The organism is uncultured Maricaulis sp. (assembly GCF_947259345.1).
Taxonomy (GTDB): domain Bacteria; phylum Pseudomonadota; class Alphaproteobacteria; order Caulobacterales; family Maricaulaceae; genus Maricaulis.
Genome location: NZ_CAMYLS010000007.1, coordinates 159,690 through 172,879, shown reverse-complemented (window position 1 = coordinate 172,879; position 13,190 = coordinate 159,690). Strand labels below are relative to the sequence as shown.

The following is a 13,190-nucleotide window of genomic DNA, read 5'->3' as shown; positions in this document are numbered from 1 at the left end:
CGCTAGGGCGAAACGAGTGACCAGCGCAACATCTGGCGGACCTGTTCTGCGGCATCCAGCGCGGCTTCAGCCTCGTCGGGGGACAGGACGCGCTCATCAATGTTGAGGTCATAGCTCAGAATTGTCGTATTGCCGGTCTGGTCGCGCGAGAGTGAGAACTCGATGCCGCGCGTCTCCAACAGGCGCGACGAAGGCTCGATCGACCAGTCCGCCATGCCGTCCGGCACGACCAGCGTCACGATAGCAGCCTGCCTCAGCGGTTGCCCCAGACTCAGGGCAAAGCGCCTGTTCCGCTCGGTATTGGAACGCGTCGGTATTCTCAGCGTGGCGCGCCCGCTTACTTGTTGATCCTCGCCATTTTCGTGCATGCGCAGGACGTTTCCGACGGAGAGCAGGAGGCGGGCCTCAATTTCATTTGCGTCCCGATCATCAGTGACGACCAGATCGGTCTGTATCGTGACGTCGTCAAAGCGCGCGCGGAAATAGTCGAGCAGGCTTTCCTGCAGGTCGGCTCGACCCGACCGGGCGATCCTGCTCCGCGTCTCATCGGCGCCGGCGCCCGAGGCCTGAATGACATACTCAATGGATGCGTCACCTTCGGTCGAGTGAATCATCAGCGTCTCATGGGAGGTGATGGCCGCGGTTTCGGTATCAGGCTCTGTCATGCGAACCGGCGTTTCCCCGTTTGCCGAGATCGGCAAGGCGTATCCGAAATCCGGTTGCACGAGCGTGTCGAGGCGACCGCCTTGCTCGCTGCGGGTGCCGTCAATCCAGTAGGGTTCACCGTCCAGGAAGGCCCGGACAATGACATGATTGAAGGCGGTATGTCGTGGCAGGGTCTCCATGAGGCCATGACCTTGCGTGGTGTGAACCAGAGCGGCGTCCGCATCGATGTCGAGGGCGTGCAGCAAGCTGATAAGAAGCAGGGTCTTCGCTTTGCAATCCCCATAGCGCCGCTCCAGCGTTTCGGTCGGGGCTGCGGGTACGTAACCGCCCGCGCCAAAACTGATCGCGAGGTAGCGGATCTCATCCTGGACGAATCGGAGAGCCGCAACCAATCGCGCGTCCCGGTTCGTGTGCTCTGACCTGATCTGTTCTGCCAATGCGAGAATTTCTGGCGAGGAATCGACCGTATAAAAGGGGGCTGACCAGCTTGAGACAGCGTCCCAACTCGCGAAATCGGACAGCTGAAGCGTTGGAGCCTGATATATCCAGGCCGGAGCGCCGCGCTCGCCATTGAATGTGGGGGTGCCGACCGGTCCGAACTGGACGATATGGCGGTCGCCTACGGTTTCTACATTCAGATCCGTGGCCGCATCCGGCCCCAGCATCCGGTGGTGAGGAGCCTGGTCTGCCGTCCACACGGAGCGAACCAACATCTGCTCCACCGGAGCACCGAACCCAAGCCGCATCTGGCGGCTTTCATTCTCTGGCAGGGCCGGGTTTCTGCCGCTGACGGTGTAGGCATACTCGACGCGATCACCGAGGCGGATGTCGCTGAAGCGTATGATTGCGGTAGCGCGCCCGTCGAACATCCTGCGTTCAAGCCGCGTTTCACGCCGGGCGAACTCGATTGTCGTCGATGACCTGCGGTCCGACACTTCGCCGTCGCGTTCCACCTGAAGCGTGTGGAAGACCAGTTCTTCGTAGGCCGGGTTGAAAACCACGGTAATATTGGCTGTTTGATCAATCCCTGCCGTGCTGACCGGTTCCACCACCATGCGAACATACTGGCGCGGTGTGGCACCCTGATTGTCATGCTCGACTTGATAGAGTGAATAGCGGACGCCGCCTTCGGCCTCGAAGACCTCACTGCCGCGTGCGGGTGGGGCCACAGTGGTAACGAAATCAGGCGTGGCGTCAAAGCGGGCCTCGTCCGGAAGCTCGCCGATCGCGGTCAGGCTGGTAAGGGCGCCTAGCGTCGCGGATTGATCATCAGGCTCACTCTCCGTCGGCCTGTCGCCATGACCGGCCTGCCAGTGCAGTGCCATGAAAATCCATGAGCCTGCCAGCAAGACAAGAAGAACCAGAACACGCAGATTGGATGAGGTCACGACAGTCAGCCTTTATGGTTGTTGACCCCAGCTTAGCAACCTGCGCGGAATTGCACACCCCAATCATGGTCGATAGCGCCACTGTTTTACCCAAGGCTCCAATTGGGTGCTGAAGGGCTCCAGTGCGTCGGCATGGTAGCGCCACAACCCGATGGAGCGATCATGAATAGCGGCCTCCAACTGCGGCGCAGATGGAGTGGACAGGCTGGGCGACAGCCGTTCACGATAGTCGGCCATTTCGCTTTCCCACTCCAGGCCGAGCGCAAGGAGGATGCGGGCGATTTCGTCCTTCATGTCGGTCACCAAGTCCTCATAGCGGACCTGGGTGACGCGCAGATCGGGCGCGACTTTGCGGCCGGCTTCACCGGCTTTCATCGCTGCGTCGTAGAGCGCAACCGTGTCGGCCAGCGTATAGGTGCGCAGCATGGCCGTGTTGAACTGGAAGAGGCGTTTGAACGCCGAGAACACACAGTCGCGCGGGTCGCGCAGCGCCAGCAGGATGCGGGCATTCGGGAAGACCTGGCCCAGTACGCCCAGCCAAGGCAGGTTCAGCGGCAGCTTGTCGATGAAGACAGCCTGGTCGGATACGCCGAGTTCGGCCACGCGGCCCCAGTATTCCGCCTGCAGGCGCGGGCGATTTCGCGGCAGGGCCGCGAAGAAGCGGCGCAGGCTGTCGGTGGTGTCGCCGGCTTCCTCGAGGATCGGCTGTGCGAAAGGGGCCTCGTCGCTGGTTGTGATGGCGGAGTGGCTCGCCAGGATCTGTTCCAGCAAGGTTGTTCCCGACCGGGGGAAGCCGACCAGGAAGACCGGGGAACGACTATCGTCCGGCGCAGGCGGACTCGGCGGCTTGATATCCGCATAGGCCGCTGCCAGGCGTTTCAGGCTCTCCAGCCCGTGCATGCCATCAAGGAATTGCCCGCCCGGCGCGAGATGTTCCCGAAGCGCCGAATAGCCGGTTTCCCAGGCCTTGAAGGCGGCTGCGTGGTCATCCATGGCCTCACAGGCATCGCCCAACCTTCGCCAGACCGATGCATTGACCGCCGGATTGGCCCGACTGGCGTCGAACCGGTCTTCAATGAGGTGTCGCGCTGTTTCCGGTGACTGGTCGGCCAGGTCTGCCCCGGCGCGTGCGGACAGGGCGGTCGCATCACCCGGCTCGATAGCGAGAACGGCATCGGCATGTCGGCGCGCGGCCGGCCAGTCGCGCAGGTTCTCGCAGACTATGGCGAGGCCGCGATGGGCTTCGACATGGTCGGGCTGCCGGGACAACGCAGCCTCGTAAGCGGTGCGCGCGGCGTCCAGCGCATTGGCCTGTCGCTCCATTAGGCCGCGCATGAGGCAGGGCTCGATGGCCTCGGGAAAGGCCTCGGCCAAAGCCTCGAAGCGTGAGCGCGCGGCGTCATACGCCTTGAGATCACCAAGGATTTGCGCGGCGGCGAGCTCAAATCCCAATTGCCCAGGCGCGGCATCGCAGGCTTGCTTGATCCAGAGCAGGGCCCCGTTCGGGTCCTGACGCGCACGCCGACAGATCGCTTTGAGATAGAGCCCATTGGGGTCTGTGGGCAGGGTCGCAAGAATGGCGTCGGCGACGGATTCGGCATCGACAAAGCGGTGATCACGATAGGCGGCGAATCCGGACTGGGAACGGGCAAAGGCTTCTTGCGGCGTCATCGACATCTCGGTGGCGATCCTGTCATTCAAGCGGCGGGCGGGACGGCGGTCATTCGGCCATAGAAATGGCACGCAAGCCAGTCATGGCGACACTTGCGGCCCGGCCGCGCGGCTCTACACTGCACAATTCCCGATGCCGGAGCCTGCCATGTTGATCAGCCTCACCGCAATCGCCCTTGTCCTTGCCCCGGCCTCGACCGGGTGCGAGGCCGGATTCGAGCAATCCATCGCCGACGAGCTGGCGGTCATCCAGCGCGGCATGCGAGTCTATTCCACGGTTCCGCAGGCGGAGTGGAATGCGGAGCAGCGCGCTCTGATGACCGAGACGATGACTTTGCTTGCCGCGCGCGACCGTCCGGTGTCACAGCTTGACCTGGACATTCTCGACCGTGCGCTTTCCATCCTGCACGGCGAAGCGGCCTGGGACCGGGCTGATGATCGCGAATGCAGCGCCGACGATACAAGCTGGTCGATCTTTTGCGCCTTGCATCAGGCTTCGATCGCGGTGTCCGGCGGGTATGAGCACCGGCGGACCGCCTTGCAGGAAGTCCGCTTCATCATTCAGGACCGGAGTGCGGGACGCGATTATGCGCATCGGATGATGGATTATAACAATGACCCGGCGACAGACTTTGATGCGGCCCGGTCTTCGATCGCGGAGGCTCGCATCGTCGTAGCCGAGCGTCTCGCGGCGCAATGCCCTGGCGAGTAACACAGAAAAAACCCCGCCAGCCAGGCTGACGGGGTTTTTCGTGTCGCTATCGCGAAGAGGGAGGGACTAGCCCTTCTTCTTCGGCTCGCGCTTTTCGATCCCACGACCAGTGACGCGCTCGGCGATACGGGCCGATTTGCCGCGACGATCACGCAGATAGTAGAGCTTCGCGCGACGGACCTTGCCCTTACGCTTGATCTCGATCTGCTCGACATTCGGCGAGTAGAGCGGGAAAACGCGCTCGACGCCTTCACCGAAGGAGATCTTGCGAACGGTGTAGCTCTCGTTCAGGCCACCGCCATTGCGGGCGATGCAGACGCCTTCGAAGACCTGAATCCGCTCACGTTCGCCTTCCTTGATGCGAACATGGACGCGCAGCGTGTCGCCGGCGCTGAAATCAGGAATATTCTTGTCACCCAGGACGCGGGCGGCTTCTTCTTGTTCAAGCTGCTCGATCATGTTCATCGTGCATTCTCCTTGCGGGCCTTGTACCTCGTCCAGAGGTCGGGGCGACGCGCCTTCGTAATTTCCTCAGCCTGCTCCTGGCGCCACGCCGCGATGCGACCATGATGCCCCGACAACAGGACCTCCGGGATCTCCCGATCCTCAAACACGCGCGGTCGCGTGTAGTGAGGATATTCGAGGAGATCACCCTCGAAACTTTCATCCTCGGCCGACATCGGGTCGCCCAGCACGCCGGGGAGAAGTCTCACACAGGCCTCGATGAGAACCTGCGCGGGCGCTTCGCCCCCGGCCAGCACGGCATCGCCAACACTGACCTCTTCCATCTCGCGGCTTTCGATCACCCTCTGGTCGAGGCCTTCGAAGCGTCCGCAAAACACGACAACGCCCGGACCCGTCGCCCATTCCCGAACCCGGGACTGGGTCAGCGGTTTTCCGCGCGGCGTCAAATAGATCAACGGTCGTTTCCCGCCTTGCCAGCGAGACTGCACCGCATCAATCGCCTCCGTCGCGACATCCGGCCTGAGCACCATACCGGCGCCTCCGCCAGCTGGGGTGTCGTCCACGGAGCGGTGCTTATGACGGGAAAAATCCCGGATGTCCACAGTTTCAAGCGCCCACAACCCATGATTCGCAGCTGTTGCAATCAGCGAAACACCCAAGGGTCCCGGAAAGGCATCCGGGAAGAGGGTGAGCGCGGTCGCGGTCCAAGGCAGGGAAGGGCTGGTGGCGTCAATCATCCGACGCTCCGCCCGCCTCTTCCTCAGCCTTCGAACCGACATCTTCCGGCGGATCGATGGTCACCACACCGTCGGCAATCGAGACATGCGGCACGAATTCGCGGGTGAAGGGGAGCATCCAGCTGCCGTTGCGGTCGGGCGTGCCGGCTATCTCCAGCAGGTCGCCGGAGCCGAAATCATGGACCGCCTTGAGCGTGCCCATGGGAGCACCGTCGAGCGCCTGGACTTTCAGACCCAAGAGGTCGGCATGGTAGAATTCGTCATCCTCGAGCGCCGGCAGGGCCGCGCGCGGGACGTAGAGGCGCGTGCCTTTGAGCGCCTGGGCCTGGTCGCGGTCGAGCGGTTCGGCAAAGCGGACAATGAAGCCGTCCTTGACCGGACGCGCGGATTTCGGGGTCAGGAAGGGCTTGCCGTCGGCATCCAGAAAGGGGCCATAGGTGAAGGCATCGGCCGGATTGCCGGCAAAGCTCTTGGCCTTGCATTCGCCCTTCACGCCATGTGCCCCGGCGAGGGCGGCAATGAAGACGAGATCGTCGGCGGGCGTGGTCATGGGGCGATGTCCGGTCGGAGCGGCCCCCTCCGTGCGGAGGGGGCCAATCACGGGAAAAATCCTATTCGGACTTTTCTTCTTCAGCAGCAGCGTCTTCAGCCGGGGCTTCAGCAGCGGCTTCCTCGGCCGGTGCTTCTTCAGCGGCAGGTGCCTCGGCAGCGGCCTTGGCTTCTTCGGCAGCAGCCTTGCGCTCGGCTTCCTTCTCCGCCTTTTCGGCAGCGAGTTCCTTGGCTTTCTGGCCCGGCTCACCCTTCTTCGGGTTATTGCCGGCTTCCCACTTCCAGGTCTCGGCTTCGATGTCGTGGATGAAGCGACCCACGCGATCGGTCGGCTTGGCGCCCTTGGCGAGCCAGGCCTTCACTTTTTCCATGTCCAGCTCGACGCGCTGACCGTCTTTCGGCAGCATCGGGTTGTAGGAACCGATCTTTTCGATGAAGCGGCCATCGCGCGGCGAACGGCTGTCAGCAACGACGATGCGGTAGTAAGGACGTTTCTTGGCGCCACCACGGGCGAGACGGATTTTCAGAGACATGAGGTATTCCTTCTAGAGTCGTATGGGGAGATCAGGTGATTTGAGGGCCGCGGCACTCATCCATTCCGGGTGGGTCCGGCAGGAGATCCGGGCTTTGGTCTGCGAGCAAAAACCGAATTTCGGTGCGCACGCCAATATAGCCAGCCAGATCGACTGAGTAGGTCCATTGGCTGATGGCGACTTCGACAGCCTGCACGAATTGTTGTGACGCCAAGGCCTGCGCGCGTGGCGGCGTTGGTCGTTCCAGGCCTGTATTGCAGGCCACGCAAACATCAAAGGCGCGCCCAACATCATCAATTCCGTAGGACGCCCGGCACACGGCGGTCATGCCCATCGCTGCGGCGAGATAGGGATATGAGGGCTCGACCCGGGTCGTCGCGCTTAGCTCATCCGCCCAGTCGTCGGCTATCGCGGAGCCACTGGCCAGGAGCAGGGTTATGACGAGCGCGCGGATCATTTCTTCGGCAAACCGAGGGGCAACCCGTCCGGACCGAGCGGCGCGCCGCCCAAACCCGGCAGGCTCGCCGGCTTGCTGGTGCTTGAATTTCCAAGGCCGGGCAGTTGCGCGCCGGACGGTGCCTTGCCACCGAGCAGGTCCTGGGTGGCCTTGCCCATATCGGCCGGGTTCATACCCTTCATGCCGGGCGGCATGCCACCGGGCATTCCACCCATCATGCCGGCCAGACCGCCGCGGCCACCCTTGGAGACCTTCTTCATCATGTCCGCCATCTGGCGGTGCATTTTGAGCAGCTTGTTGACATCGGCGACGGTGACGCCGGAACCGGCGGCGATGCGCTTCTTGCGGCTGGCCTTGAGGATTTCCGGCTTGGCGCGCTCCTGGCGCGTCATCGACTGGATGATGGCTTCCTGGCGGGTCAGCATCTTGTCGTCCATGCCGGCCGCGGCCGCCTGGGCCTGCATCTTCTTGTTCATGCCCGGGAGCATGCCCATGATCCCGCCGAGGCCGCCCATGGTTTTGAGCTGGCTGAACTGCTCACGCAGATCGTCGAGATCAAACTTGCCCTTGGCCATTTTCCTGGCCATGCGGGCGGCTTTTTCCTCATCGACATTCTGGGCGGCTTTCTCGACCAGCGAGATGATGTCACCGCGACCCAGGATGCGGCCGGCAACACGCTTGGCGTCGAAGGCGTCGAGCCCGTCGGGCTTTTCCGAGACGCCAAGGAATTTGATCGGCAGGCCGGTGACATGGCGCATCGACAGCGCAGCGCCGCCACGGCCATCGCCATCCATCCGTGTCAGAACGAGGCCGGAGAGCGGCAGGCGCTCATGGAAGCGGCGGGCGGTCTCGACGGCGTCCTGACCGGTCAGGGCATCGGCGACCAGCAGGGTCTCGTGCGGATTGGTGACGCGGGCGATCTCGTGCGCCTCGGCCATCATGTCTTCGTCGATCGAGGTGCGGCCGGCGGTATCGAGGATGACGACGTCAAAGCCCTGCAGGCGGCCGGCGCTCATCGCGCGCTTGGCAATGTCAACGGCGCGCTGATTGGGAACAATCGGCAGGAAGGCGACATTGATCTGGCCGGCCAGCTGCTGCAGCTGTTCCATGGCCGCCGGGCGACGGGTGTCGAGTGAGGCCAGCAGGACCTTCTTCTTGTGCATCTCCTGGATGCGCTTGGCGAGCTTGGCCGAAGTTGTCGTTTTACCGGAGCCCTGCAGGCCGGCCATCAGGATGGCGACCGGCGGTTCGCCGTCCAGGGACAGGCCGACCGGTTCGCCGTCACCGCCCAGAAGGTCGACCAGGGCGTCATGGACAATCTTGATGACTTGCTGGCCCGGCGAGACCGCGCGGATGACATCTTCACCGACAGCGCGCTCGCGGATCTGCTTGGTCGCGGCCTTCACAACGTCCAGAGCGACATCGGCCTCGAGCAAGGCAACGCGGATTTCGCGCAGCGCCGCATCGACATCCTTTTCGGACAGCACACCACGGCCGGTGAGCTTGTCGAAAACGCCGCCAAGTCGTTCTGTCAGAGTGTCGAACATCAAAACCTCAATCCGTCGCCATCATCACAAAGCAAAGCAGCCCCGCTGAGCGAAACCTTCGCCGAGCAGGGTTCTCGCCGACCTCCCCCGACCAGTTGGTGCGGATGTGCCGGTAAGACAAGCGTGATGCTTGCAAGATGAAGCGGGGCTAGTACGTGTCGTGCGGAAAAGAGTCAAGCCGCGCGCGTGAGGCCAACGGTCCGTCAGCGCGTCTCGGCGACGGCGTCGGCTTCGCTGGCAAGCATGACCGAGTCAGAGCTCGTGAAGCGCAGGCCGGGGCGGTCCGGGCGGGCCGAGAGCATGGCGCCGAACAGGGACGCAAAGATCAGCGCTGCCGTCAGCCACAGTAGGGCTGTCTTGGCGAGCATGCTGATTGCGAATTGTGCCTTGGCCATGATGTCCTCGGGGCGGAATTGCCCGTGCTTACGCGTACTGATTTGAGCGCCGAGTCCGTTAACGGGACCCTACCGGCGGCCTTTGAAGCGGGTTTATCGTTAAGACAAGTAAAACACGCCTCAAACTGTCTTCTCGGCGTATCCAATGAATGTGGCCTGAATATGGGAGGCCGCTCGATGTGTTCAAGAGGGCCTGTAACGTCTCGCATTGGCTTGTCCCGGTGGGTGCGCCGACCTGCCCGCCGGGGACATGAGGCGGGCAGGACCGGCGCGAGTTGAGCGGGCACGGTGTTTGGAGGGTCAGCCCGTGCGCCGCTCGGGGACATAAAAAGATACGCGGCTCGGCTGGAACTGGATGACGTGAACCGAGGTTATTTTGCTGTACCGGCATTCCTGCCGTGCAGGGCATCCCACACTCGACCGGCCCTGAGGCACAGCCACAGCCCTGCCCAGACATTGCCCAACAGGGGAAGGGGCAGGATCCAGAAAAGCGACCAACGCCAGTCGCGCTCGATATTGGCGATGAAAATTGCCGCGATCAGGAAGCCGAAATAAAGGTCGCCAAGCGTGACCATTCCCCAAGGGTGGCCTGTCAGCCAGGCGCCAGCCGCGCCAAAATCATCGGACTGGATCGCCCAGATGATCAGGCCGGTCAGACCGGTTGTGCCGGCAAGCGCAGCCAGGCGAATGAGAGCGAGTGTCAAGCGGGAGGCTGTGCGGGTCATGCGGCTCTTACGGCAGCGGACCGGCGCTGGATCAGCGCGCCTCGTCCGGTCCGACGCATTGGCGGACCGGTTCGCGGCTATGCTCGGGGAAGCGGGCCCGCCAGCAATCATCAAAGACCGAGCAGTAGCAAACCTCATAGGTGATGTCGTGGCGCACATCATCGAGCGCGTCCCAGAGCGCCCGGCCGCGCGGCTGGGTGTCGGCATCCGGTCGGTCGAAGGCGATGTAGTCAATATCCTCCTGGGGCGCGAGGAAGCGCCGCTGGACATTGTCGAAGACGAGACTCAGCTGACCGTCCCGGAAAGCGTCATACACATAGGGCAGGCGCTCGTCGGCCGGGACGGTTTCCGGCAGGCAGCAGCGCGCCATGAGCGCCGAGGTGTCACGGATGATCTCGCCGTTCCAATACATGTTGAAATAGCGGATTTCAGCCGGGCCGAGACCGGTATTCTTGACGTTGATCGTCATCACCCAGGTCTCGCGGTCATCATCGATATTGCCGCTGTCGACCTGGACCACCGGCATCACCGAGGCTTTCATCGTCCGGTCCATGACAATGCCCTGGTAAACCGCGACGAAGAGGGAGGCGAGCGAGATGACGACCACGCTCACGGCCACGACAAGCTCGATCAGGCGATGATGCAGTTTCATGATGGCGACTCCCCGATCCGCGCGAAGCTCCAGCCTAGCCTGATTTCGGCGCGTTTCCAGCGCTCGCCCGTCCGGCCCATCGTTCCGCATCGCGCTCAACCGGATCGGCCGCTTTGGCAAAGCCATTCCCGCGGCGCAGTACCAGAGCGAGCGCGAGACAGCGCTGGACGTCACCGCGCGTGCCGAAGGTGTGAATGGCAATCTTCATGGCAAAACGGCCCTCCATCTGGCCATTGGAAGGACAGGTGGAGGGCCGCTCTGATCCGGTTAAACACGCATGGCAGTTGCTAGATGACAGCCGGGCTGCGGAAGCGTTCCTCGTCCAGCTCGCCTTCCCATTTGGCCACAGCGGTCGCGACAGCGGCATCGCCGGTCACATTCACGGCCGTGCGGGCCATGTCCATGATCCGGTCAACCGGCAGGATGAAGCCAACAATGATCGCCGTATGCTCCGGTGTCACGCCGAAGGTTTCGAGCACGATGGCCAGCAGGAAGAGCGAGGCTGACGGGATGCCGGCGGCGCCGATCGAGACAATCGCGGCCGTAAAGGCGATCATCACATAATTCATGAAGGTCAGATCATAACCGAAGGCCTGCGCAGTGAAGAGCGCCAGGATGCCGAGGTAAAGCGCCGTGCCGTCCATATTGATAGTGGCGCCCAGCGGCAGGACCGAACCGGCAACTGACTTTTTGACGCCCAGATTATCCGAGGCCGCCGCAATGGTGACCGGCAGGGTCGCCGAGGAGGAGGCCGTGGAGTAGGCGACGGCAATCGGGTCGGTCATGCCCCGGAAGAATCGAATCAGGGGCAGGTTGAGCACGAAGCGGACAAGAATGCCGTAGGTGATCACCGCATGCGCGATGAGGCCCAGATAAACGGCTACGATCAGGGTCAGGATCGCTTGTAGCGCTTCCAGTCCCTGGCTGGCAGCGGTGTAGCTGACCAGGGCGAAGACCCCGAAAGGCGCCACTTCCATCACGTAATGGGTAATTTTCAGAACGACTTCGGATGCCGAGTTGAACAGGTCGCCCAGCGGCTTGCCGGCCGCACCGGTCGACAGGATGGCCACACCCAGGAAGAGCGAGAAGAAGATAATCGCCAGCACATCGCCGTCCGCGAGGGCCGCGATGGGATTGGTGGGGACGATCTCGAGCAGGCGCTCGGTCACCGAAGGCGGATCGGTGCTGACCGGGACGGCTTCGACACCCTCGAGATTGACGCCTGCGCCGGGGCGGAAGAAGGCACCGAAGGTGAGGCCGATCACGTTAGCGAAGAAGGTGGTGACGAGATAAAGGGCGATGGTCTTGAGGCCGAGCGAACCCAGTTTCGACGGTTTGCCCATTGCGATGACGCCGGCCACCAGGGTGGTGAAGATCAAGGGCACGATGAGCATGCGGATCAAGTTGATGAAGAGCAGGCCGACCGGGCGAATATAGCTGTCGATCCAGTTTGTCGCCGCGTCCTGCCCCATGACGTTGGAAGCGATCAGTCCGAATGCGACGCCCAGCACCAGCGCCGCCAGCACACGCTGCCACAGCTTGATCTTGAACCACCAGCCCATGAAGTCTCTCCCCGATCCAGGCGCGTCGAGCCGACGCGGTGATGCGGTCGCACACTAGTGGGTGCGCGGTCGGGGTCAATCTTTAGGGGGTGGTGTCGCTCAGCCCGCCTTGGCGGCGTAGGCAGCCTTGAGGATCAGGGCCGGCATGTTGATGGCAATGGCCGCAACGCCGGACAGGATCAGCAGGGAGCTGGCGCCGCCCATGCCGAGCAGAAGGCCGGCGGCCGCAAGGCCGACGCCAATCTGGGCTGTGCGGGAAACCTGAAGCCAGGACACATCGTCATAGCTGCGCGCCTTGTTGATCGTCTCGCGGGAGAACCAGATACGGCCGCCGCGGACGTCATGGTCCGTGCGTGTGGTCCGCCTCGGCAGCGGATCGAGTGTATGATCTATCATCGACATACACTCATTATACGGACTTATTTTTTCTAATGCAACTGGCCTGTGCAAAAGCCGGTTTTGAGGCAGTTTTTCAGCATTTTGGGAGCGGATTTTCAGTCACGCTCCCGCACTGCGGAAAACCCCGCAATTCAGCCTTCAGCCGTGATAACCGCCGCGACTGCGTTCACCGTGGCGGCGATCCTCACGGCGGCCTGGATCTGGCTTGTGGTCAGGCCGTGCTTGCGCAGCTCGGCTTCGTGGCTGTCAATGCACAGGCCGCAGCCATTGATGGCGGACACGGCCAGCGACCACAGCTCGAAGTCGGCCTTGTCGACGCCCGGATTGGCCAGGATATTCATCCGCAGCTTGGCCGGAAGCGTGCCGTATTCCTTGTTCTTCGCCAGGTGGACGAAGCGGTAATAGACATTATTCATACCCATGATTGCCGACGCGGCTTTGGCCGCATTGATGGCTTCCGGGCTCAGCTCGGATTCGGCGGCTGCGCTGATGGCCGCCAGGGTCTTGGGCTCGCCGACCGCATGGGCAGAGGCGAGGAAGCAGCCCCACTTCTTTTGCGTGTCGAGTTCGGTTTCACGGCCAAGCGAGGACAGGTTCAGCTTCAGGTCCTTGGCGTAGTCCGGCAATTCGTTCTTCAAGGCGTCAAGCGACATCATTCGCTCCCATCTGGTGCGGTCTGTGATCGGGGGGGAGAAGCGCCCTGGAGCCGTGCACCGGTCCAGTCATGAGCCG

At 62.7% G+C, this 13,190-nt stretch carries 16 protein-coding genes; 1 reads left to right on the top strand and 15 read right to left on the bottom strand.

The features are described from left to right. Nucleotides 1–2: 2 nt before the first annotated feature. Nucleotides 3–2,054: a DUF3857 domain-containing protein gene (locus Q0X62_RS04495; RefSeq protein WP_297732166.1), complete on the bottom strand. Its 2,052-nt coding sequence runs from the start codon at nucleotides 2,052–2,054 to the stop codon at nucleotides 3–5. 63 nt (nucleotides 2,055–2,117) lie between these two features. After that, entirely contained in the window at nucleotides 2,118–3,731 is a 1,614-nt protein-coding gene (locus Q0X62_RS04490; protein ID WP_297732163.1) for a tetratricopeptide repeat-containing sulfotransferase family protein, read from the bottom strand. A 142-nt stretch (nucleotides 3,732–3,873) separates the two neighbouring features. Here Q0X62_RS04490 and Q0X62_RS04485 point away from each other — a divergent pair, with 142 nt between their 5' ends. Further along, nucleotides 3,874–4,437, top strand: a complete 564-nt coding sequence (locus tag Q0X62_RS04485) for a hypothetical protein (RefSeq protein ID WP_297732160.1) — start codon at nucleotides 3,874–3,876, stop codon at nucleotides 4,435–4,437. Between the two features lie 66 nt (nucleotides 4,438–4,503). Here the strand turns inward: Q0X62_RS04485 and rplS are convergent, their stop codons facing one another. From rplS to Q0X62_RS04420, 13 genes are all read right to left on the bottom strand, one after another. Next, complete coding sequence (gene rplS, locus Q0X62_RS04480; protein ID WP_297732156.1) at nucleotides 4,504–4,902, bottom strand: 50S ribosomal protein L19; 399 nt, start codon at nucleotides 4,900–4,902, stop codon at nucleotides 4,504–4,506. Continuing rightward, entirely contained in the window at nucleotides 4,899–5,639 is a 741-nt protein-coding gene (gene trmD, locus Q0X62_RS04475) for a tRNA (guanosine(37)-N1)-methyltransferase TrmD (RefSeq protein WP_297732154.1), read from the bottom strand. Before trmD ends, rplS begins: the two co-directional genes overlap by 4 nt. Then, entirely contained in the window at nucleotides 5,632–6,189 is a 558-nt protein-coding gene (gene rimM / locus Q0X62_RS04470) for a ribosome maturation factor RimM (RefSeq protein ID WP_297732150.1), read from the bottom strand. Before rimM ends, trmD begins: the two co-directional genes overlap by 8 nt. A gap of 61 nt (nucleotides 6,190–6,250) precedes the next feature. Further along, nucleotides 6,251–6,721, bottom strand: a complete 471-nt coding sequence (gene rpsP, locus Q0X62_RS15655) for a 30S ribosomal protein S16 (RefSeq protein WP_366946104.1) — start codon at nucleotides 6,719–6,721, stop codon at nucleotides 6,251–6,253. A gap of 31 nt (nucleotides 6,722–6,752) precedes the next feature. Next, entirely contained in the window at nucleotides 6,753–7,178 is a 426-nt protein-coding gene (locus Q0X62_RS04460; RefSeq protein WP_297732149.1) for a hypothetical protein, read from the bottom strand. Next, complete coding sequence (ffh, locus tag Q0X62_RS04455; RefSeq protein ID WP_297732146.1) at nucleotides 7,175–8,725, bottom strand: signal recognition particle protein; 1,551 nt, start codon at nucleotides 8,723–8,725, stop codon at nucleotides 7,175–7,177. The genes Q0X62_RS04460 and ffh overlap by 4 nt, the downstream gene beginning before the upstream one ends. Before the next feature lie 203 nt (nucleotides 8,726–8,928). Beyond that, entirely contained in the window at nucleotides 8,929–9,120 is a 192-nt protein-coding gene (locus Q0X62_RS04450; RefSeq protein ID WP_297732143.1) for a hypothetical protein, read from the bottom strand. Nucleotides 9,121–9,491: 371 nt separating this feature from the next. Beyond that, nucleotides 9,492–9,845 (bottom strand): hypothetical protein, encoded by a 354-nt coding sequence (locus Q0X62_RS04445; protein ID WP_297732141.1) that lies wholly within the window; start codon nucleotides 9,843–9,845, stop codon nucleotides 9,492–9,494. Nucleotides 9,846–9,876: 31 nt separating this feature from the next. Beyond that, on the bottom strand, nucleotides 9,877–10,497 hold the full coding sequence (locus Q0X62_RS04440) for a hypothetical protein (protein ID WP_297732139.1): 621 nt from the start codon (nucleotides 10,495–10,497) through the stop codon (nucleotides 9,877–9,879). A gap of 34 nt (nucleotides 10,498–10,531) precedes the next feature. Beyond that, the gene (locus tag Q0X62_RS04435; RefSeq protein WP_297732137.1) at nucleotides 10,532–10,705 is read right to left on the bottom strand and encodes a hypothetical protein; all 174 of its coding nucleotides are present in this window, start codon (nucleotides 10,703–10,705) and stop codon (nucleotides 10,532–10,534) included. A 79-nt stretch (nucleotides 10,706–10,784) separates the two neighbouring features. Further along, complete coding sequence (locus tag Q0X62_RS04430; RefSeq protein ID WP_297732135.1) at nucleotides 10,785–12,059, bottom strand: dicarboxylate/amino acid:cation symporter; 1,275 nt, start codon at nucleotides 12,057–12,059, stop codon at nucleotides 10,785–10,787. Nucleotides 12,060–12,158: 99 nt separating this feature from the next. Then, the gene (locus Q0X62_RS04425; RefSeq protein ID WP_297732132.1) at nucleotides 12,159–12,455 is read right to left on the bottom strand and encodes a hypothetical protein; all 297 of its coding nucleotides are present in this window, start codon (nucleotides 12,453–12,455) and stop codon (nucleotides 12,159–12,161) included. 134 nt (nucleotides 12,456–12,589) lie between these two features. Then, the gene (locus tag Q0X62_RS04420; protein ID WP_297732130.1) at nucleotides 12,590–13,111 is read right to left on the bottom strand and encodes a carboxymuconolactone decarboxylase family protein; all 522 of its coding nucleotides are present in this window, start codon (nucleotides 13,109–13,111) and stop codon (nucleotides 12,590–12,592) included. Nucleotides 13,112–13,190: the final 79 nt, after the last annotated feature.

Excerpts from the sequence above, each read along its gene's own strand:
- rpsP (WP_366946104.1), bottom strand. The coding sequence starts at position 6,721 with ATGTCTCTGAAAATCCGTCTCGCCCGTGGTGGCGCCAAGAAACGTCCT.
- rimM (WP_297732150.1), bottom strand. The coding sequence starts at position 6,189 with ATGACCACGCCCGCCGACGATCTCGTCTTCATTGCCGCCCTCGCCGGG.
- rplS (WP_297732156.1), bottom strand. The coding sequence starts at position 4,902 with ATGAACATGATCGAGCAGCTTGAACAAGAAGAAGCCGCCCGCGTCCTG.
- Q0X62_RS04440 (WP_297732139.1), bottom strand. The coding sequence starts at position 10,497 with ATGAAACTGCATCATCGCCTGATCGAGCTTGTCGTGGCCGTGAGCGTG.
- Q0X62_RS04445 (WP_297732141.1), bottom strand. The coding sequence starts at position 9,845 with ATGACCCGCACAGCCTCCCGCTTGACACTCGCTCTCATTCGCCTGGCT.
- Q0X62_RS04460 (WP_297732149.1), bottom strand. The coding sequence starts at position 7,178 with ATGATCCGCGCGCTCGTCATAACCCTGCTCCTGGCCAGTGGCTCCGCG.
- Q0X62_RS04430 (WP_297732135.1), bottom strand. The coding sequence starts at position 12,059 with ATGGGCTGGTGGTTCAAGATCAAGCTGTGGCAGCGTGTGCTGGCGGCG.
- Q0X62_RS04485 (WP_297732160.1), top strand. The coding sequence starts at position 3,874 with ATGTTGATCAGCCTCACCGCAATCGCCCTTGTCCTTGCCCCGGCCTCG.
- Q0X62_RS04450 (WP_297732143.1), bottom strand. The coding sequence starts at position 9,120 with ATGGCCAAGGCACAATTCGCAATCAGCATGCTCGCCAAGACAGCCCTA.
- trmD (WP_297732154.1), bottom strand. The coding sequence starts at position 5,639 with ATGATTGACGCCACCAGCCCTTCCCTGCCTTGGACCGCGACCGCGCTC.
- Q0X62_RS04425 (WP_297732132.1), bottom strand. The coding sequence starts at position 12,455 with ATGATAGATCATACACTCGATCCGCTGCCGAGGCGGACCACACGCACG.
- Q0X62_RS04435 (WP_297732137.1), bottom strand. The coding sequence starts at position 10,705 with ATGAAGATTGCCATTCACACCTTCGGCACGCGCGGTGACGTCCAGCGC.
- Q0X62_RS04490 (WP_297732163.1), bottom strand. The coding sequence starts at position 3,731 with ATGTCGATGACGCCGCAAGAAGCCTTTGCCCGTTCCCAGTCCGGATTC.
- ffh (WP_297732146.1), bottom strand. The coding sequence starts at position 8,725 with ATGTTCGACACTCTGACAGAACGACTTGGCGGCGTTTTCGACAAGCTC.
- Q0X62_RS04420 (WP_297732130.1), bottom strand. The coding sequence starts at position 13,111 with ATGTCGCTTGACGCCTTGAAGAACGAATTGCCGGACTACGCCAAGGAC.